The 18131-nt window shown below is 57.5% G+C and carries 17 protein-coding genes and 1 tRNA gene; 16 read left to right on the top strand and 2 right to left on the bottom strand.

Going from position 1 to position 18131, the window contains the following annotated elements:
• Nucleotides 1–3 precede the first annotated feature (3 nt).
• On the bottom strand, nt 4–1683 hold the full coding sequence (gene guaA / locus ABFB09_RS04550; RefSeq protein ID WP_347000235.1) for a glutamine-hydrolyzing GMP synthase: 1680 nt from the start codon (nt 1681–1683) through the stop codon (nt 4–6).
• 71 nt (nt 1684–1754) lie between these two features.
• On the opposite strand from guaA, the gene ABFB09_RS04545 reads away from it, so the two are divergent.
• The 12 genes from ABFB09_RS04545 (at nt 1755) to cimA (ending at nt 14764) form a co-directional block, all read left to right on the top strand.
• Nucleotides 1755–2378: an L-threonylcarbamoyladenylate synthase gene (locus tag ABFB09_RS04545; protein ID WP_347000234.1), complete on the top strand. Its 624-nt coding sequence runs from the start codon at nt 1755–1757 to the stop codon at nt 2376–2378.
• A 78-nt stretch (nt 2379–2456) separates the two neighbouring features.
• Entirely contained in the window at nt 2457–2891 is a 435-nt protein-coding gene (gene rpiB, locus ABFB09_RS04540; protein ID WP_347000231.1) for a ribose 5-phosphate isomerase B, read from the top strand.
• Nucleotides 2892–3043: 152 nt separating this feature from the next.
• Nucleotides 3044–4711, top strand: a complete 1668-nt coding sequence (gene ilvD / locus ABFB09_RS04535) for a dihydroxy-acid dehydratase (protein WP_347000230.1) — start codon at nt 3044–3046, stop codon at nt 4709–4711.
• 9 nt (nt 4712–4720) lie between these two features.
• Nucleotides 4721–6409, top strand: a complete 1689-nt coding sequence (gene ilvB / locus ABFB09_RS04530) for a biosynthetic-type acetolactate synthase large subunit (protein ID WP_347000228.1) — start codon at nt 4721–4723, stop codon at nt 6407–6409.
• Nucleotides 6409–6924 carry an acetolactate synthase small subunit gene (ilvN, locus tag ABFB09_RS04525; RefSeq protein WP_347000227.1) on the top strand — a complete coding sequence of 172 codons (516 nt, stop codon included), beginning with the start codon at nt 6409–6411 and terminating at the stop codon, nt 6922–6924. The genes ilvB and ilvN overlap by 1 nt, the downstream gene beginning before the upstream one ends.
• 57 nt (nt 6925–6981) lie before the next feature.
• Nucleotides 6982–7983, top strand: a complete 1002-nt coding sequence (ilvC, locus tag ABFB09_RS04520) for a ketol-acid reductoisomerase (protein WP_347000226.1) — start codon at nt 6982–6984, stop codon at nt 7981–7983.
• Nucleotides 7984–8247: 264 nt separating this feature from the next.
• On the top strand, nt 8248–9810 hold the full coding sequence (locus tag ABFB09_RS04515; RefSeq protein WP_347000224.1) for a 2-isopropylmalate synthase: 1563 nt from the start codon (nt 8248–8250) through the stop codon (nt 9808–9810).
• A gap of 27 nt (nt 9811–9837) precedes the next feature.
• Nucleotides 9838–10248 (top strand): MgtC/SapB family protein, encoded by a 411-nt coding sequence (locus tag ABFB09_RS04510; RefSeq protein ID WP_347000223.1) that lies wholly within the window; start codon nt 9838–9840, stop codon nt 10246–10248.
• Nucleotides 10235–11488 (top strand): 3-isopropylmalate dehydratase large subunit, encoded by a 1254-nt coding sequence (leuC, locus tag ABFB09_RS04505; protein WP_347000221.1) that lies wholly within the window; start codon nt 10235–10237, stop codon nt 11486–11488. Before ABFB09_RS04510 ends, leuC begins: the two co-directional genes overlap by 14 nt.
• 90 nt (nt 11489–11578) lie before the next feature.
• Nucleotides 11579–12079, top strand: a complete 501-nt coding sequence (gene leuD / locus ABFB09_RS04500; RefSeq protein WP_347000219.1) for a 3-isopropylmalate dehydratase small subunit — start codon at nt 11579–11581, stop codon at nt 12077–12079.
• 4 nt (nt 12080–12083) lie between these two features.
• Entirely contained in the window at nt 12084–13172 is a 1089-nt protein-coding gene (gene leuB, locus ABFB09_RS04495) for a 3-isopropylmalate dehydrogenase (protein WP_347000316.1), read from the top strand.
• A gap of 2 nt (nt 13173–13174) precedes the next feature.
• On the top strand, nt 13175–14764 hold the full coding sequence (cimA, locus tag ABFB09_RS04490; RefSeq protein ID WP_347000218.1) for a citramalate synthase: 1590 nt from the start codon (nt 13175–13177) through the stop codon (nt 14762–14764).
• On the opposite strand, the gene ABFB09_RS04485 is transcribed toward cimA, so the two are convergent.
• Nucleotides 14761–15372 (bottom strand): SagB/ThcOx family dehydrogenase, encoded by a 612-nt coding sequence (locus ABFB09_RS04485; RefSeq protein ID WP_347000216.1) that lies wholly within the window; start codon nt 15370–15372, stop codon nt 14761–14763. The two genes, cimA and ABFB09_RS04485, sit on opposite strands and share 4 nt — an antisense overlap.
• A 322-nt stretch (nt 15373–15694) precedes the next feature.
• On the opposite strand from ABFB09_RS04485, the gene ABFB09_RS04480 reads away from it, so the two are divergent.
• The 4 genes from ABFB09_RS04480 (at nt 15695) to ABFB09_RS04465 (ending at nt 18005) form a co-directional block, all read left to right on the top strand.
• Nucleotides 15695–16288 (top strand): hypothetical protein, encoded by a 594-nt coding sequence (locus ABFB09_RS04480; RefSeq protein WP_347000214.1) that lies wholly within the window; start codon nt 15695–15697, stop codon nt 16286–16288.
• Nucleotides 16289–16294: 6 nt separating this feature from the next.
• The gene (locus ABFB09_RS04475; RefSeq protein WP_347000213.1) at nt 16295–17005 is read left to right on the top strand and encodes a hypothetical protein; all 711 of its coding nucleotides are present in this window, start codon (nt 16295–16297) and stop codon (nt 17003–17005) included.
• 225 nt (nt 17006–17230) lie between these two features.
• Entirely contained in the window at nt 17231–17878 is a 648-nt protein-coding gene (locus ABFB09_RS04470) for a thymidylate synthase (RefSeq protein ID WP_347000211.1), read from the top strand.
• A gap of 54 nt (nt 17879–17932) precedes the next feature.
• Nucleotides 17933–18005 (top strand) — tRNA-Lys (locus tag ABFB09_RS04465).
• Nucleotides 18006–18131 lie beyond the last annotated feature (126 nt).

The following is an 18131-nucleotide window of genomic DNA, read 5'->3' as shown; positions in this document are numbered from 1 at the left end:
GGGCTATTCCCATTCGATAGTGCCGGGTGGTTTGGACGTGATGTCATAGACCACCCGGTTGACGCCTGGCACCTCGTTAACGATACGGTTGGATATCCGCGCCAGCAGGTCGTAGGGTAATCTGGCCCAGTCGGCGGTCATGGCATCGTCGCTGGTGACGGCGCGGATAGCCACCATATGACCGTAGGTGCGGAAATCACCCATCACGCCGACGCTCCTGACATCGGTGATAATGGCGAAACTCTGCCAAACCTGGCGGTAAAGGCCGGCTTTTTTAATCTCATGCATGACGATCCAGTCGGAAGCGCGCAGCATTTCCAGCTTCTCCCGTGTCACCTCACCGATGACCCGGATAGCCAGGCCCGGACCCGGGAATGGCTGCCGCCAGACCATCTCTTCGGGCAAGCCCAGTTCCACGCCCACCTGGCGTACCTCGTCTTTGAAGAGATAACGTACCGGTTCCAAGAGCTTCAACGCCATATTCTCCGGCAGGCCCCCGACATTGTGATGGCTCTTGATCTTGGCGGATGCGGTACCAACCGAAGAGATGCTTTCGATGACATCCGGGTAGAGCGTTCCCTGGGCCAGGAAGTCCACCTGTCCCAGTTTTAGCGCTTCTTCTTCGAAGACCCGGATAAACTCGACGCCGATGGCTTTGCGTTTTTGCTCGGGATCGGTGACGCCGGCCAGCCGGTCGAGGAATCGGTCAGTGGCTTCGATAAATATAATGTTCATGCCGAGATTCTGCCGGAAAACGTTGAGCGTACGGTCGGCTTCTTCACGGCGCAGCAAGCCGTTATTGACGAATATGCAGGTCAGTTGGTCGCCAATAGCCCGGTGGATCAAAGTGGCTACGATAGAGGAATCGACACCACCGGACAATGCGGCGATAACCTTGCCGTCACCGACTTGTTCTTTGATCTTGGCAATGCTTTCGGTGATGAAATGTCCCGGCGTCCAACTTGGCTGGCAGCCGCAGATGTTGAAGACAAAATTCTTTAAGAGCGTTTTACCGTAAGGGGTATGGGCTACTTCCGGGTGGAATTGCAGACCGTAGATGTTTTCGTCGTTGCCCATCACGGCCAGTGGCGAATTCTCCGTGTAAGCCATGGACTTGAATCCCAGGGGCAATTTTTCCACCCGGTCACCGTGGCTCATCCAGGCGGCGGAAGCCTCCGGCAAATCCTTGAAAAGGGGAGAATCGAGTTCACTCAGATGCAGAATGGCGTGACCGTATTCCCGGGCCTGTCCCTGGGCGACGACACCACCGAGCTGCTGGGTGATGAGCTGCATACCGTAACAGACACCAAGGATCGGCAGTTTGCGCTCGTAGATATACGCCGGGGCCATTGGCGCTCCCGGGGCATAGACGGAGGCCGGCCCGCCGGATAAGATGAATCCCTTGGGATTAAGGTGGGCTATTTTCTCCCAGGGAGTGTCATGCGGCACCAGTTCGCAGTAGACGTTGATCTCGCGGATACGCCGGGCGATAAGCAGACTGTATTGCGAGCCAAAATCGAAGATGACGATGGATTCGCGGGATGCGCCGGACACGGCTTCACCGGTAACGGGTTTATCCGAGGCCTGCTTGGCTATTTCCAGGTAGGTGGCCACCTCAATGTCACCGGACATGGCGACGCGATGGGTTTCTGAAGGCTTCAAATCGTCTGTATTTTCTGTCATTCTAATAGTATAGAAGATTATCATTCTGTTATACTAGCGTCAAGAAAAAACGCGCAGGTTGACATAAACTATTGAATCCAGTCGGCACCCAGAAAACCGGGGACAGCGAACTGGCGAAAGCCATTCAAATACTGAAAAACGGGGGCGTTGTCGCTCTGCCGACGGATACGGTCTATTGCCTGGCGGCATCGCTCGATCATCCTGAGGCCAGCGGCCGGATTTTCGATATCAAAGGGCGCCAGACTACCAAGGCTTTACCGGTGTTGGTAGCTGATGCTATCCAGATGCGGCAGGTGGCGGAGATGAACCCGTTTGCTGAACTTCTGGTTCGCCGTTTCATGCCGGGAGGGTTGACTCTCATCCTCAAGAAAAAAACGGTGGTACCGGATATCGTCACCGGCGGCCGCGACAGCGTAGCGGTGCGCATTCCGGCTCACCAACTTGCTTTGTATCTCATCCAGGCCATCGGCGCTCCTCTAACCGGCACCAGCGCCAATTTGAGCGGGTGCGGCAGCGTCTGCACGGCGGAGGAAGTAAAGGCTCAACTGGGAGACCGGGTGGATATGATACTCGACGGAGGGCGCTGTCCCGGCGGTGTCGAATCCACCATCGTCGATCTCACAACGCCCTTCCCGACGATCGTCCGTGACGGCGCGGTATCGCGCGCTGAACTGGAAGCTTTTTATTTCAAATAACCGAAGCCCGGCGAGGGTGATGGCCAACAACACTCGAATCAGTCTCATATGCGGACGATGACGTTATCGAAGGACAAAATGAAAATTGCTATCGGCAACGACCACCGGGGTTACTCTCTCAAGCTCCAGATGATGGATTGGCTTGTCTCGAACGGTCATGAGGTGCGCGACCTGGGTACAAACAGCGAAGAATCGACCGATTATCCCGATTACGCTCATGGGGTCGCGCAAGCCGTCGCCAGCGGGAAGGCCGATAGGGGCGTCCTCATCTGCGGTACCGGCATCGGCATGAGTATGGTGGCCAATAAGCTTAAGGAAATCCGGGCCGCGCTGTGTTATAAACCGGAATACGCCGTACTTACCCGTCAACATAACGACGCCAATATCCTATGCCTGGGTGAAATGAACGGCGACGATTTGAATTTCGAAGTACTGAAAGCCTTTATGACGACCGGGTTCGAGGGCGGCCGGCACCAGCGGCGCGTCGATAAGATCGGTGATTGTTTCTGCTGATCCCAGGGGGGCATCGACCCTTGGATTCAGGGCTGACAAACCGACGCCTGGTCAATCGTAAAATCCTTGAAATAAAATATTGTCTGTGCTAAGGTTAGGTACACTTATCGCTATCCGTCCCTTCGTGGACGGATTTTAGTTAGGCGGCCTTTATGAGAAGCGACTCCGTCAAAACCGGCGCTGAACGCGCCCCCCATCGTGCCCTCCTGCGTTCCCTTGGGGTCAGTCCGTCCGATTTCAAAAAGCCCTTCATCGGTATCGTCAACAGTTTTACTGACGTTGTGCCGGGACACCAGCACCTGCGTGAAATCGCCGAGGCCGTTAAAAGCGGTGTCCGTACCGCTGGCGGCGTGCCTTTTGAATTCAATACCATCGCCGTTTGCGACGGCCTGGCCATGAACCACACCGGCATGAAATACTCTCTCGCTTCCCGCGAACTGATCGCCGACACCGTCGAAATCATGGCTCAGGCTCACGCTTTCGACGGCCTGGTCTTTATTCCTAATTGCGACAAGGTGATCCCCGGTATGCTGATGGCCGCTGTCCGCTTGAACATCCCCGCGGTGTTCGTCAGTGGCGGTCCAATGCTGGCCGGGCATATAAACGATGACGGTGAGGTCAAAAAGGTCGATCTCAGTTCCGTTTTCGAAGCTGTCGGGAAGTTCGTCAAGGGCGACATGACAGAGGCTAAACTGGAAGAGATAGAGGCGGCCGCCTGTCCCGGATGCGGCTCATGTTCCGGTTTGTTCACCGCCAACACCATGAACTGCCTTACCGAGGCGATGGGCATGGGTCTGCCGGGTAACGGCACCATACCGGCGGTGGACCGCCGGCGTCATCAACTGGCTCACAAAGCCGGTGAGACGATATTACGGCTCGTCGGGGAAGACCTGCGGCCGAGGGAAATCATTACTCAAAAGGCGATCGATAACGCTTTCCTCGTCGATGTGGCGCTGGGTGGCAGCAGTAATTCGGTGCTCCACCTGACCGCTATCGCCCATGAGGCGGGTATCGAGTATCCCTTGAGCCGCATCAATGAAATCAGTGACAGAACGCCCTGCCTGTGCCGTATCCGGCCGGCCGGAGAACATCATATTGAAGACCTGGATCTAGCCGGCGGCATACCGGCGGTCATGCGCGAGCTGCGCGACCTCCTTAAACTGGACGCCCGGAGCGTTTACGGCGGCATCATCGCCGACGTCATCAAAGAAGCGCCCCGCGGCGACGGCGATGTCATCCGCCCCATCGATAACCCCCATACGCGCACCGGCGGCATCGCCATTCTCTTCGGCAACCTGGCGCCGGAAGGGGCGGTGGTCAAGCGTTCGGCGGTCGCCCCGGAGATGATGGTTCATTCCGGACCGGCCAGGATTTTCAATTCCGAAGAGGAAGCGACCGAGGGCATCAAGTCCGGGAAGGTGAAATCCGGCGACGTGGTCATCATCAGGTATGAAGGACCGCGCGGCGGACCCGGTATGCGGGAGATGCTGACGCCAACTTCATTGCTGGCCGGCATGGGACTGGATAAAGCCGTAGCTCTGGTTACCGACGGCCGCTTCTCAGGCGCCACCCGCGGGGCAGCCATCGGCCATGCAGCGCCGGAGGCGGCGCTACGCGGCCCCATCGCCGCCCTCCATGAAAACGACATCATCGATATCGATATACCGAACCACCGCCTCGACGTTCGCCTTACCGGTGATGAAATCGATTCAAGATTAAACCGATTGCCCGCTTTCGAACCGAAGATCAAGACAGGCTACCTGAAACGGTATGCCCAGCATGTGACTTCGGCCAGCCGGGGCGCTGTTTTCGCTGATTAGGAGAGCACTATGAAACTGACCGGCTCCCAGATATTATGTGAAAGCCTGTTGAAGGAAGGCGTCGATGTCGTCTTCGGCTATCCCGGCGGCCAGGTGCTGCCGCTTTACCACACGCTGACCCAGTACCCGGCGCTTCGGCACATCCTGGTTCGCCATGAGCAGGGCGCGGTACATGCCGCTGACGCTTACTCCCGGGTTACCGGCCGCATCGGTGTCTGTTTAGCCACCTCCGGCCCCGGCGCCACCAATCTCATCACCGGCCTGGCTAACGCTTATATGGATTCGGTGCCCATGGTCGCCATCACCGGGCAGGTGCCGCGGACGATGATCGGCCGAGATGCCTTCCAGGAAGCCGATATCACCGGCATCACCATACCCATCACCAAGCACAACTACCTGGTGATGGATGTGAATGATCTAGCCCGTACGGTCAAAGAGGCTTTTTACATCGCCGGTACCGGCCGGCCCGGCCCCGTCCTCATTGACCTGCCCCGGGATATCCAGCAGGAACTGGCGGACTTCCATTACCCGGCCAGGCTCAATCTGCCGGGCTACAAACCGACACTGGGCGGCAACCCGTTGCAGATCAAGAAAGCCGCCAAACTGCTGGCTGAAGCCGCAAAGCCGGTGATTATCGCCGGACACGGCGTCCGAATCTCTCACGCCTACGGTGAACTGAAACAGCTTGCGGAAACTTTGCAGGCGCCGGTGATAACCACGCTCCTGGGTATTTCCAGTTTTCCGGAGAGCCATGAGTTATCATTCGGCATGCTGGGGATGCACGGGTCGGCTTACGCCAATCTGGCGGTTACCGATTCCGATCTCATCATCGCCATAGGCATGCGTTTCGACGACCGCGCCACCGGAAAGATCAGCGCCTTCGCGCCTGATGCCAGGGTGATCCACATCGATATCGATCCGGCTGAAGTCGGCAAGAACGTCAAAGTTGACGTGCCTATCGTCGGTGACGCTAAAACCATCCTGGTCGAACTCAATAAAGAGATCGCGCCCAAACGCCACGACGCCTGGCTGGCTCAGCTGAACGGCTGGAAACGTGAATTCCCGTCCGGATTTGAGATACGCGAATCCGAGACCATTTTGCCGCAGTACGTCATCCGCAAGATCTGGGAAACGACCAAAGGCCAGGCGACGGTGGTTACCGGTGTCGGCCAGCACCAGATGTTCGCCGCCCAGCATTACTTTTATGATAAACCCAACAGCTTCATCACTTCGGGCGGCCTGGGTACCATGGGGTTCGAACTCCCCGCCGCTTTCGGCGCCAAGATCGGGTTGCCGGATGAAACCGTATGGTGCATCGCCGGTGACGGCAGCATCCAGATGACCATCCAGGAACTGGGCACTATACGCCAGGAGAACGCGGATGTTAAGATCGCGATACTTAACAACGGATTCCTCGGCATGGTCCGCCAGTGGCAGGAACTGTTCTATGAACGGAACTATTCCGCCACCCCCCTCTGGTGCCCGGACTTTATCAAGATCGCCGAGGCTTACTGCATCCCGGCTCAGAACGTGACCTGCAAAGCCGACGTCATCTCGGCCATAGAAAAAGCCATGGCGACGCCGGGCCCGTATATCATCAATTTCGTCGTCGAGCCGGAAGAAAACGTCTATCCCATGGTGCCGCCGGGAGCCGGCATCGATAATATACTTCACGAACCGCGCAAGGAGGCTTGCTGATGGCCGCCACCAAACACACCATCGTAGCCCTGGTCGCCGACCGGCCGGGTGTCCTGAACCGTATGGCCAGCCTGTTCCGCAGGCGCGGTTTCAACATTGATTCCATCGCCGTCGGGCATTCGGAGACGCCGCACCTGTCGCGCATGACCATCGTGGCGGAAGGCTCCAATACCCAGGTGGAACAGATCAGGAAACAGGTGGAAAAGATTATCGATGTCATCCGGGTGCAGGACATCTCCGCCCAGGACATCGTCACCCGTGAACTGGCTCTAATCAAGGTCAAGGCCGGAGCGGAGAACCGTTCTGAGATCATGCAGATCGTGGACATCTTCCGGGCTAAGATCGTGGATGTCTCAGCTGACTCGGTAATGGTGGAAGCTACCGGGGATGAGGAAAAAGTTGATTCCCTGTATAATCTGCTGAAACCCTTCGGCATCAAGGAAATGACCCGCACCGGACGCATCGCCATGACCCGGGGAGAACAGAGCGGGCGCCGCGAAGACACGGCTGACTGAAATCAATCATTTTCGAGTTTCGGCATTTAGTATTCGGATTTAATAAAAGGAGATAATATGGCTGTCATCTATTACGAGAAGGATTGCGATCCCGGATTACTCAAAGGTAAGACCATCGGTATTATCGGTTACGGCAGCCAGGGGCACGCCCACGCCCAGAATCTCCGCGACAGCGGCTACAAAGTGATCATAGGCGGCGTTCCCGGTTCTCCCAGCTGCTGCCGCGCCGGCGACGAAGGTTTCGAGGTTCTGTCGAACGCCGATACCGCCAAAAAGGCCGACCTCATCATGATCCTGGCCCCGGACCAGACCCAGGCCAAGATCTACCGTGAAGACATCGCCCCCAACCTCAGGCCGGGCATGACATTGATGTTCGCTCACGGATTCAACATCCATTTCGGGCAGATCCTGCCCCCGGACAATATCGATGTCGCCATGATCGCCCCCAAGGGTCCGGGCCACATGGTGCGCCAGGTATATACGGAAGGAGCCGGCGTGCCGGCCCTGATCGCCGTGTATCAGGACGCTACCGGTAAGGCCAAGGATACCGCGCTGGCTTACGCCGCCGGCATCGGCGCCGCCCGCGCCGGCGTGCTGGAGACCACCTTCGCCGAGGAAACCGAGACCGACCTCTTCGGTGAGCAGGCCGTCCTGTGCGGCGGTGCTTCCGCCCTGATCAAAGCCGGTTTCGAGACCCTGGTTGAAGCCGGATACCAGCCGGAAGTGGCCTATTTTGAATGCCTGCATGAGCTCAAGCTTATCGTCGACCTGATCTACCAGGGCGGACTGAAGTATATGCGCTACTCCGTGAGCGACACCGCCGAGTACGGCGATTATTCCCGCGGGCCCCGCATCATCACCGATGAAACCAAGGATGAGATGTGGCACATCCTGAACGAGATCCAGGACGGCACCTTCGCCCGCGAATGGATACTGGAAAACCAGGCCGGCAAACCTCATTTCAACGCTCTGCGCCGCATCGAAGCGACTCACCCGATCGAAACCGTCGGTGAGGAACTGCGCGGTATGATGAGCTGGCTGAAAAAACCCAAGAAATAACACTCAAACCCCAACCTCCCTCTCCCCCGCGGCCTGCCCTGAGCCCGCCGAAGGGGGGAGAGGGACCGAGGGAGAGGGCGTCGATGATCGCGCATCGACGCAGTCCAAATCCCACTACGTTTGAAAAGTACGAGCCTTTAAGGTAACATAAGCGCATGAATCTCATCTTCCGGAGCGAGCTCATCCTTATTATCCCCTCTTCCTGGTAGGAGGAGGGGTAGCCGTTATCTGCAAAATAACGAATAAGGAGAATCTCCCGGACAGATGAATAAGCTGATAATCTTCGACACCACCCTGCGCGACGGCGAACAGGCGGCCGGTGCTTCACTCAACATCCAGGAAAAGCTGGAGATCGCCCGGACTTTGGAAGCGCTGGGCGTGGACGTCATCGAGGCCGGTTTTCCCATGACCTCCCCCGGTGACTTCGAGGCAGTCAAAAAGGTCGCCTCTGAGATCAAAGGCTGCACCGTCTGCGGTCTGGCGCGGGCCACCCCCAAAGACATCGACCGCGCTTACGATGCCCTGAAAGCAGCCGCCAGCCCCCGCATCCACGTCTTCATTTCGGCCTCGGAAGTTCACATGGTGCACCAGCTCAAAAAGAGCCGCGCCGAGGTACTGCAAACGGCCCGGGACATGGTGGCGCGAGCAAAAGGCTACATCTCCGACATCGAGTTTTCCCCCATGGACGCCAGCCGTTCCGACCCGCTGTTTTTGTATGCCCTGCTGGAAGCCGTTATTGACGCCGGAGCCACCACCCTCAACATCCCGGATACGGTCGGGTATGCCATGCCCGGCGAATTCGGCGGCCTCATCGAAGGCATTTTCAAGAACGTACCCAACATTGATAAAGCTGTAATCAGCGTTCATTGCCACGACGATCTGGGATTGTCCGTCGCCAACAGCCTGGAGGCGGTCAAGCGCGGGGCGCGTCAGGTGGAGTGTACGGTAAACGGCATTGGCGAACGCGCCGGTAACGCCGCGCTGGAAGAAATCGTCATGGCCATCAGGACGCGGCCGGACTATTATGATGTCACCACTTCGATAAATACCGAACTCATATATCCCGCCAGCCGCCTGGTCAGCCAGCGTACCGGTTTTGCGGTGCAGGCCAACAAATCTATCGTCGGCGCCAATGCCTTCCGCCACCAGTCCGGCATCCACCAGGACGGCGTCATCAAGATGCCCAAGACCTATGAGATCATGGACCCTCACTCAGTGGGCGTTCCGGCGTCCAGCTTGGTGCTGGGCAAGCTTTCAGGGCGGCACGCCTTCAAGGAGCGGCTGGCCGAACTGGGCTACAACCTGTCGGAGGCGGATTTCGACCGCGCTTTCGCCGCTTTTAAAGAACTGGCCGATAAAAAGAAAGAGATCGCCGACCGGGATATAGAATCGCTGGTGGCCGAAGAACAACGCACCGTGGTCGAAGCCTATCACCTCGACCGTGTCCAGGTGACCTGCGGCGATCGCGGCGTGCCCACGGCGGCGGTCCGCCTCATCGACCCCGACGGTAAAGTTTTGGAAGACGCCGCCCTCGGTACCGGACCGGTTGACGCTGTCTACAAGGCCATCAACCGGCTGGTGGGCGTGCCCAACCGGCTGACCGAATTCTCCATCACTTCGATAACCGCCGGTATAGATGCCATCGGCGAGGTGCTGATACGCATAGAGAGCGAAGGTGTTTCCTATTCCGGCCGCGGCGCCGACACGGACGTCATCGTCTCCAGCGCCAAAGCCTATATGAATGCGCTCAACCGTTTGCTGGCGGTGAAAATGAACGGACAGGAAAAGGCGGCGCGCAGCCGCCCCGAGTCCGGGGAAAGGACCTGACGGGGAACGGCTTTGGACGAGTTTTTGATGGTTGCCCGTTTGATTTTAGCCGGTCTCTTAGGCGGGCTGATAGGTTTCCAGCGGGAAAAGGCCGGGAAAGCCGCGGGTATACGTACCCTGGCGATCATTTCCATCGGCGCGGCGCTGTTTACCATGCTTTCCATCTTCGCCTTCAACTCGCCTGATCCGGCGCGTTTGGCGGCCAATATCGTAACCGGTATCGGCTTTCTTGGCGCCGGAACCATCATCCTTCGGCGGGAGGAAGGCCTTGTCGAGGGCATGACCACCGCTGCCACCATCTGGGTGTCCGCCGCTATCGGCATCGCCGCCGGCACCGGGTTATACATTATCGCGATTGCTGCGACCATTATTGTTTTAGTGGTACTGGTGCTGCCTCACACCAACGGAAAAGGGAGTAAGAAAAGTGAATCTAGCTGAAAAGATACTGGCCGCTCATGCCGGAAAAGAACATGTCAGTCCGGGTGATTTCATCAGCGCCAAGGTTGACGTGATCCTGGCCAACGATATCACCGCCCCCATCGCCATCCGCGAGTTCTGGAAACTGGGCCTTGAAAAGGTTTTCGATCCCAAGAAGATCGTCCTGGTGCCGGATCACTTCGTGCCCAACAAGGACATCGCTTCTGCTGAACAGGCCAAGATTCTGCGTGAGTTCTCGCGCGCCCAGGGAGTCACCTTTTTCGAGTGCGGCCAGATGGGCATCGAACACGTGATCCTGCATGAAAAAGGCCTGGTCATGCCGGGTGACGTGATTATCGGCGCTGATTCCCACACCTGCACCTACGGCGCCCTCGGCGCCTTCGCCACGGGTATGGGTTCCACCGATGTCGCCTCAGCCATGGCTACCGGTGACATCTGGATGAAGGTGCCGCCCACCATCAAGTTCAACTACAAAGGAAAGCTGCCCAAGTACGTCGGGGGCAAGGACCTCATCCTCTATACTATCGGCCAGATCGGCGTCGACGGGGCGCTCTACGCCGCCATGGAGTTCGGCGGTGAGGTTATCGATAAACTGTCCATGGAAGGCCGCTTCACCATGGCCAACATGGCTATTGAAGCCGGCGCCAAGGCCGGTTTGTTCACCCCGGATAAAAAGGCCGTAGCCTACGCCAAAGGCCGGAGCGAGCGCAAGCCGGTGGTCTTTGAGCCGGACGCTGACGCCGCCTATCAGGCTGTTCATGAATACGACGTCTCTAAAATGGAACCCCAGGTGGCGCTGCCCCACCTCCCCTCCAATGTGAAACCGGTAAGCCAGGTGAACCGGGTTTACATCGACCAGGTGGTCATCGGCTCCTGCACCAATGGCCGGTTCGAGGATCTCCAGATGGCAGCCAGCATCCTTAACGGCAAAAAGGTCAACTCCAACGTGCGCTGCATCATCATTCCCGGCTCGCAGCAGGTCTATCTGGACGCCCTGCGTTCCGGTTACATCGAGGTCTTCATCGAGGCTGGCTGCGCCGTGTCCACGCCCACCTGCGGCCCCTGCCTCGGCGGTCACATGGGCATCCTGGCCGCCGGCGAAAAATGCCTAGCCACCACCAACCGCAACTTCATCGGCCGCATGGGCAGCCCCAAGAGTGAGGTTTACCTGTCCAACCCGGCGGTGGCTGCGGCCAGCGCCATCGCCGGCAAGATCGTCTCACCAGAGGCGTTGGCGTGATACCCGATGGTTTTGGCTTACCCGTCCTTGTAGGGGCGGGTTTCAAACCCGCCCGCCCGGTAATCTTATCGAATACGTAGAGGTATTAATATGCTAAAAGGCCGAGTACACAAATACGGTGCCAATGTCGATACCGATGCCATCATCCCCGCGCGCCACCTCAATGTTTCCGACCCGTTCGATCTGGCCCGCCACTGCATGGAAGACATCGACCTGGATTTCGTCAAGAACGTGAAACCGGGAGATATCATCGTGGCCACCACCAATTTCGGTTGCGGTTCGTCCCGGGAGCATGCGCCCATCGCCATCAAAGCGTCCGGCGTCTCGGCGGTGATCGCCAAGAGCTTCGCCCGTATCTTTTTCCGCAACGCCATCAACATCGGCCTGCCGCTCCTTGAGAGCGCAGAAGCGGTGGAGGCCACGGAGACCGGGGATGAACTGGAGATTGATCTCACCGCCGGCACCATCAACAATGTGACCAGGGGCAAGGTGTTCCTGGCCAAACCCTATCCGGATTTCATGAGTGAGATCATCAAGTCCGGCGGACTGATCGAATATACCCGGAAAAGACTTGCAGGAAAGGCCGCTTAAAAAAGTGAATTTCAAGATTACTGTTCTTTCGGGTGACGGCGTCGGGCCGGAGGTTATGACTGAGGGTCTCAAGGTATTGGCGGCTGTCGGTTCAAAATACAGCCATAATTTCAAATTGGAAAACAAACTTATCGGCGGCGTGGCTATCGACAAGACCGGGTCGGCATTACCGGCTGAAACACTGAAATCCTGTAAAAAAGCCGATGCCGTGTTGCTGGCGGCGGTGGGTGACCCGCGCTTCGACGATCCCAAGCTGCCGGTACACCCGGAAGACGGCCTGCTGGCGCTCAGGAAGGGGTTGGGGCTTTTCGCCAACCTGCGACCGGTGAAGGTATTCGACGAACTGGTAAATGCCAGCACCCTCAAACCTGAGGTGCTCAAGGGTACAGATTTCATCTTCGTCCGCGAACTCACCGGCGGCGTTTATTTCGGCAAGCCGAAAAAAGAATGGATGACGCCCAAAGGCCGCAAAGCCACCGATTCCATGACCTATTCCGAGCAGGAGATCGAGCGCATCGTCCGGGTCGGTTTTGAGCTGGCGCGGTCGCGCAAGAAAAGATTGGTTTCCGTGGATAAGGCCAACGTGCTCAAGTCGTCCCGGCTCTGGCGCCAGGTGGCTATCGAGGTCTCCAGCGATTATCCCGACGTGATGCTGACCCACGCGCTGGTGGATGCCTGCGCCATGCAGCTTATCCGCACCCCCACTGCCTTTGACGTCATCGTCACCGAGAATCTCTTCGGGGATATCCTCTCAGATGAAGCGGCGCAGCTCGCCGGTTCCATGGGCATGCTGCCCTCCGCCAGCCTGGCCGGCATACCGGTGTCCGGGCAGCCGACCTTTGGTTTGTACGAGCCGATCCACGGCAGCGCCCCGACCATCGCCGGAAAAGACATCGCCAACCCGGTCGCGACCATCCTTTCGGTAGCCATGATGCTGCGCTATTCTATGGGTCTGGAGACAGAGGCACTGGCGATCGAGAATTCCGTCGACAAGATCCTGAAGCAGGGCTATCGTACCGATGATATAATGGCGTCAGGCAACACTCGGGTCGGTACTAAAAAAATGGGAGACCTGATCGCCGCTGAGGTTTAATTATGGTTAAGGTTGAGCTTTACGATACAACGCTCCGCGACGGCGCCCAGCGGGAAGGAATTTCCTTCTCCGTTCTGGATAAACTGCGTATCGCCCACAAGCTCGACGATTTCGGTGTTCAGTTCATCGAAGGCGGCTGGCCCGGCGCCAATCCCAAGGATAACGAATTCTTCCAACAGGCCCTGGGAGCCGGCTTCAAACACGCCCGGCTCGTAGCCTTCGGCAGCACCCGCAAAGCTGGCACCGCCGTCGAACATGATGTGAACATAAAGGCTCTCCTGGATTCCGGCGCTCCGGTGGTTACCCTCGTCGGCAAGAGTTCGGCGCCGCAGGTGGAAAAGGTGCTGGAGACCAGCCTCGACGAGAACATCAATATGGTCGCTGATTCGATCCGCTTCCTCAAGTCGAAAGGCCGCACCGTATTCTTGGATGCCGAGCACTTTTTCGACGGCTACAAAGCGGATAAAGAGTATTCGATCAAAGTTCTTGTTGCCGCCGCTGAAGCCGGGGCGGAATGCCTGGTTCTGTGCGATACCAATGGCGGCAGTCTGCCGGATGAGATCGCCGGGGCGGTGCGGGAAGTTGTTGCGGCGGTGAACGTGCCGGTGGGCATCCACGCCCACAACGACGCTGAACTGGCGGTAGCCAACACCATCGCGGCGGTGAAAGCCGGCGCCACCCAGGTGCAGGGCACCATCAACGGTTACGGAGAGCGCTGCGGCAATGCCAACCTGTGCTCCATCATCCCGGCGCTCAAGCTCAAGATGGGCATAGACGTCATACCGGATGAATCTGTCGGGCGCCTCACGGAACTGGCCCATTTCGTCTCAGAGGTCGCCAACCTGGCGCCGGATCCGTTTTTGCCTTACGTCGGTCACTCCGCCTTCACCCATAAAGCCGGGCTGCATGTATCCGGCCTTTCCCGCTGGACCTTCGCCTATCAGCATATCGATCCGGCCTCCGTGGGCAATAAGCCGCGGACGCTGGTGTCGGAGCTTTCCGGCAAGACCAACATCATTCAACGGGCCAAAGAGATCGGCGTTGATTTCTCGGCCAGGGGTGATGAGGTCAGGGGTCTTCTGGAACGGGTCAAGGAGCTGGAAAGCCTCGGTTTTCAGTATGAGAACGCTGAAGCCTCGTTCGATCTTTTGGTCCACCGCGCCAGCCCCGGCTACGCGGCGCCCTTCGAGTTGATCGATTTCATGGTGGTCGTGGAAAAACGCCGCCGCGCCCCGACGCTGGCCTGTGAACATGAAGAGATGATGAGCGAGGCGGTCGTCAAAGTGCGGGTGAACGGTGAAGTGATGCACACCGCCGCGGAGGGCAACGGCCCGGTCAATGCCCTGGATGCGGCTTTGCGCAAGGCTCTCCTGCCGTCATACCCGGCCCTGTCTCGCGTCCGGTTGAACGACTTCAAAGTACGCATCCTGGAAGAAAGCACCGGCACCGGTTCGATTGTTCGCGTGCTTATTGAATCGACGGACGGCGTTGAAGAGTGGCATACCGTCGGCGCCTCATCCAACCTTATCGAGGCCAGTTGGCTGGCTTTGGTCGACGGTCTTGAATACTGCCTGATTAAAGATCGATCTTAAACAGTGGTACCGATCGGCATGATATACAGCGGGGCGTAATTGGCCGCTAGCCCCAGCACCGCGGCCACGCCGCTGTCGTCGAACGCCCCGATAGCCACCGTCCCCAACCCCAACCCCACCGCCTGGAGATGCACATTCTGCGCCGCGTGCCCGGCCTCCATGTGGACATATCTTTCGGTGCGGTTCCGGTAGCGACCTCTCGTCCGTTCATAATCGGCGGTGATGACCAGTGTTACTGGCGCGTTGGCAATGGCCTGCTGTCCCAACGCTTCGCTCGCCAGGCCCTGCCGGAAATCCCCGTTTCGTAATGGCGAAAAGGTGTGATCAGCTGGGGAATACACGTACAGTCCCGCCGCCAGCCCCCCGATACCAAAAGTTCCGGCGACGACGAATATCTCCAGCGGGAAAGTGCTCCCGGCGCTGGGCACCGCCCGCAGGTGTCGCGATCTTTCGGTGATCCCCTGGGCCGACCAGAGCAACTGCGACAGCGTTTCGAGAGACACAGGTTGATCCGACAGGCTGCGATGCGAACGGCGTTTGCTAATGGCTTCTTCGACGCTGATGAGTCCTTTTAAGTTCGGCGGCGGTAGAATTATCTTTTCTTGCACGTTACCCCTTTATCTCGTCAATTATAACATCGTGATTTTCCAACTATGCAAAGACCGTTCTCCAGGACCCCTTTGGCGGAAAGGAGTATATGGAAAGCATTGATTCGCGTCTCTCTCTTTCGTAAAGACGTGTCCTGAGCGAAGTCGAAGGAGAGATTAAGAGAGATTTATCGATGCTCCCATGCAACCTAAGCTAGACATGCTTGAAGATGCTTTCTTTAACGCGGGGACGGGTATTTAGTATAATACAAACAAAGACATCCTCCCCGGCGCACACGCCGGGGTATCGGACCCAAAATCGAATAAATCTACGGGGGCACCAATGGGAGATATACGTTCCGCCAGGGAAATCGCTCTGGACAAGCTGAAGGACATGGATGAGATCACCCCGGAAGACCGGCTGCGCTGGAAATTCGTTCCGGCCGGTGAAAAACTGGTTCAGCGTTATATGGTGGATGGCATTGACCTTGAAGAGGAATTCGCCAAATTCACCGAAGAACAGTTGCCGTACGTGAAGCAGGGGCTGGTTCCGGGTTTGGTCGCCATCCTCAATCTCCCCCGCGACGAATCCGCCGAAAAACGCAATCTCAAGGTCATGGCCGGGATCATGGAAACAAAAGACGACAAAGAATCGGTCGCCGGAGCCTTCGGCCAGTTGCAGCAGATTTTCGACCATTACCACCAGATGGGTGAACAGCAGCGCCAGCAGGCCTACCAGGGACTGAAAGCCAGGTACGAGCAACGCCTCCGCCAGGCGATGAAGGAACAGCAGGGGGGCGCCGATTACACCGGCCCGGTCAATGTCGAACAATACCCCCAGTTTCAGGAAGAATGGCGCCACACCCAGACCAAACTGGAACTCCAGTATGCGGCCTCGATCGACAAGATCAAGAAGTATTTGATCGAGGTTGCCTGATCCGGCATGGCGCCAATGAATGATTCCGAACGCCTCAAACTTGCCGTGGCCCATACTCACGTCATCCGCCCGCCGGAGCAATTACTGTCCACTTTTGGCCAGACCAACATCCATTATTACCTTTTGACCGAGCCGGTTTACTCTGAATTGGAGCCGCTGGCCGCGCCTGAAACGGTGCTTCGGGAAGGCAACGTCATCGCCGAACGCCCGAAGCTCGTAACTCCCCTTTATATGCAGCGCCTTGAAGGCTTCGGCACGGAAGCCCGCCGTTATTTTGATATGATGGCACAGCGTCACGGCGGTAATGCCCCCGGCCTGCTTTACACCTACAAGAACGAGCCGAAAGACCTCTCCATTCTGACCGACAGTCTCCCGACGGTCGCCGAACGCATCAATGCGGACATCATCTCCCGGGGTGAGAAAAAAGCCGCCATCATCCGCGGCCTGGATGAGATGTGGGACGTTTCTCTCTTCAAGTTCATCTATGAACTGACGGAACACTCCATCGATCAGAACGTGATGGAACTGCGCCAGCACGGCCTTTTAGGCGTCGACGAACGGGGACTGCCCGCCGAAGCCCGCATGCGCATCGAGCAACTATTCTGGCAGGTCAGACGAGGTGAAACCGATGCCTCCGAACTAAAAGCCGAACTCGACCGCTGGGACCTGTTCGAAGAATACCAGGACCGCTTTTTCGAACTCTTCCGCCATAAGTGACAGACTGCCCAGAAAAGGTTAGAGCCTTTTCCCCCTTTCGGAAAAGCATGTCCTGAGCTTGTCGAAGGAGGGGACTAAGGGGGATTTTCCCCGATTGTTATTTAAGACAGACCCACCATATATATTTCCCAAAACGTTTGGTCATTCGAATTTGTATATTGGTCATTGTTTGGTTATTGTATCTTGTATCTTGTTTCTTGATCACAACGACTCAGGAGGCCCACAATGAGAATGTCCAGCATCACCGCTCGCGATCTTTCCGAAGCCTGGTTCCTCTGTCTGCGTGAAGTCCTGGCCCACGGCTATGAGTACACCATCGAGCGGGGCAGCTACGCCGGCCAGAAGCGCCGTGAACTGGACATGATCACGGTGCACATCCAAAACCCCGGCAACCGCCCCATCATTCCAGACGTCCCGCCGGGTGTGCCGCCGCCCTCCACCATGGGTTACCTGGATCATTACCTCCCTTACCTGATGACCGCCCAGCGGGCCGAGGGTGAACAATACACCTACGGCCAGTACCTGGAAAGCCAGATCGCCGAGGTCATCCGCATGTACCGGGAGGACGGTTTCAACACCAACCAGGCCTTCATGACCGTGGGTAACCCGGAAGCCATTTACCTCACCGACCCTCCGTGCCTCAGAAGCGTCGATACCCGTGTCAGGTATGGCAAACTCCATTTCGTGGTCTATTTCCGCTCCTGGGACCTCTGGGCGGGCTTCCCCTCCAACCTGGCGGCCCTGCAATTGCTTAAAGAATACATGGCCTGTGAGATCGGCGTGGAAGACGGTGAGATTATCGCCGTCAGCAAGGGCATGCATCTTTACGACTATGCCTGGGACATAGCTAAGACCGCCTGCGGTTTGGAATAGGGAAACTTGCCGTGGCAAGCCGGTTTTTGTTATGATTGATAGGTTGTCATCCACGGGCCGCTAGCTCAATTGGCAGAGCAGCTGACTCTTAATCAGCAGGTTCTGGGTTCGAGACCCGGGCGGCTCATTCTCTTTCACGGTTCGAAACCCCACCGTTTCCGATACAAGTTGTCATTGTGCTTGTCCAGCCTGCCTCGCCGCGGTCCGGGATAAAGTCGGGGAGCCTCCCCTTAACCGTCTTTGCGAGGAGCGA

Origin of the sequence: Dehalogenimonas sp. THU2 (genome assembly GCF_039749495.1) — a bacterium.
In the GTDB taxonomy this organism is placed as follows: domain Bacteria; phylum Chloroflexota; class Dehalococcoidia; order Dehalococcoidales; family Dehalococcoidaceae; genus Dehalogenimonas.
The sequence above is the reverse complement of the archived record's forward strand: the minus strand, read 5'-3'. Positions and strand labels throughout refer to the sequence as shown.

Coding starts and splice junctions, on each gene's coding strand:
- guaA (WP_347000235.1), bottom strand. CDS start 1,683: ATGACAGAAAATACAGACGATTTGAAGCCTTCAGAAACCCATCGCGTC.
- rpiB (WP_347000231.1), top strand. CDS start 2,457: ATGAAAATTGCTATCGGCAACGACCACCGGGGTTACTCTCTCAAGCTC.
- ilvD (WP_347000230.1), top strand. CDS start 3,044: ATGAGAAGCGACTCCGTCAAAACCGGCGCTGAACGCGCCCCCCATCGT.
- ilvB (WP_347000228.1), top strand. CDS start 4,721: ATGAAACTGACCGGCTCCCAGATATTATGTGAAAGCCTGTTGAAGGAA.
- ilvN (WP_347000227.1), top strand. CDS start 6,409: ATGGCCGCCACCAAACACACCATCGTAGCCCTGGTCGCCGACCGGCCG.
- ilvC (WP_347000226.1), top strand. CDS start 6,982: ATGGCTGTCATCTATTACGAGAAGGATTGCGATCCCGGATTACTCAAA.
- ABFB09_RS04515 (WP_347000224.1), top strand. CDS start 8,248: ATGAATAAGCTGATAATCTTCGACACCACCCTGCGCGACGGCGAACAG.
- ABFB09_RS04510 (WP_347000223.1), top strand. CDS start 9,838: ATGGTTGCCCGTTTGATTTTAGCCGGTCTCTTAGGCGGGCTGATAGGT.
- leuD (WP_347000219.1), top strand. CDS start 11,579: ATGCTAAAAGGCCGAGTACACAAATACGGTGCCAATGTCGATACCGAT.
- cimA (WP_347000218.1), top strand. CDS start 13,175: ATGGTTAAGGTTGAGCTTTACGATACAACGCTCCGCGACGGCGCCCAG.
- ABFB09_RS04480 (WP_347000214.1), top strand. CDS start 15,695: ATGGGAGATATACGTTCCGCCAGGGAAATCGCTCTGGACAAGCTGAAG.
- ABFB09_RS04475 (WP_347000213.1), top strand. CDS start 16,295: ATGGCGCCAATGAATGATTCCGAACGCCTCAAACTTGCCGTGGCCCAT.
- ABFB09_RS04470 (WP_347000211.1), top strand. CDS start 17,231: ATGAGAATGTCCAGCATCACCGCTCGCGATCTTTCCGAAGCCTGGTTC.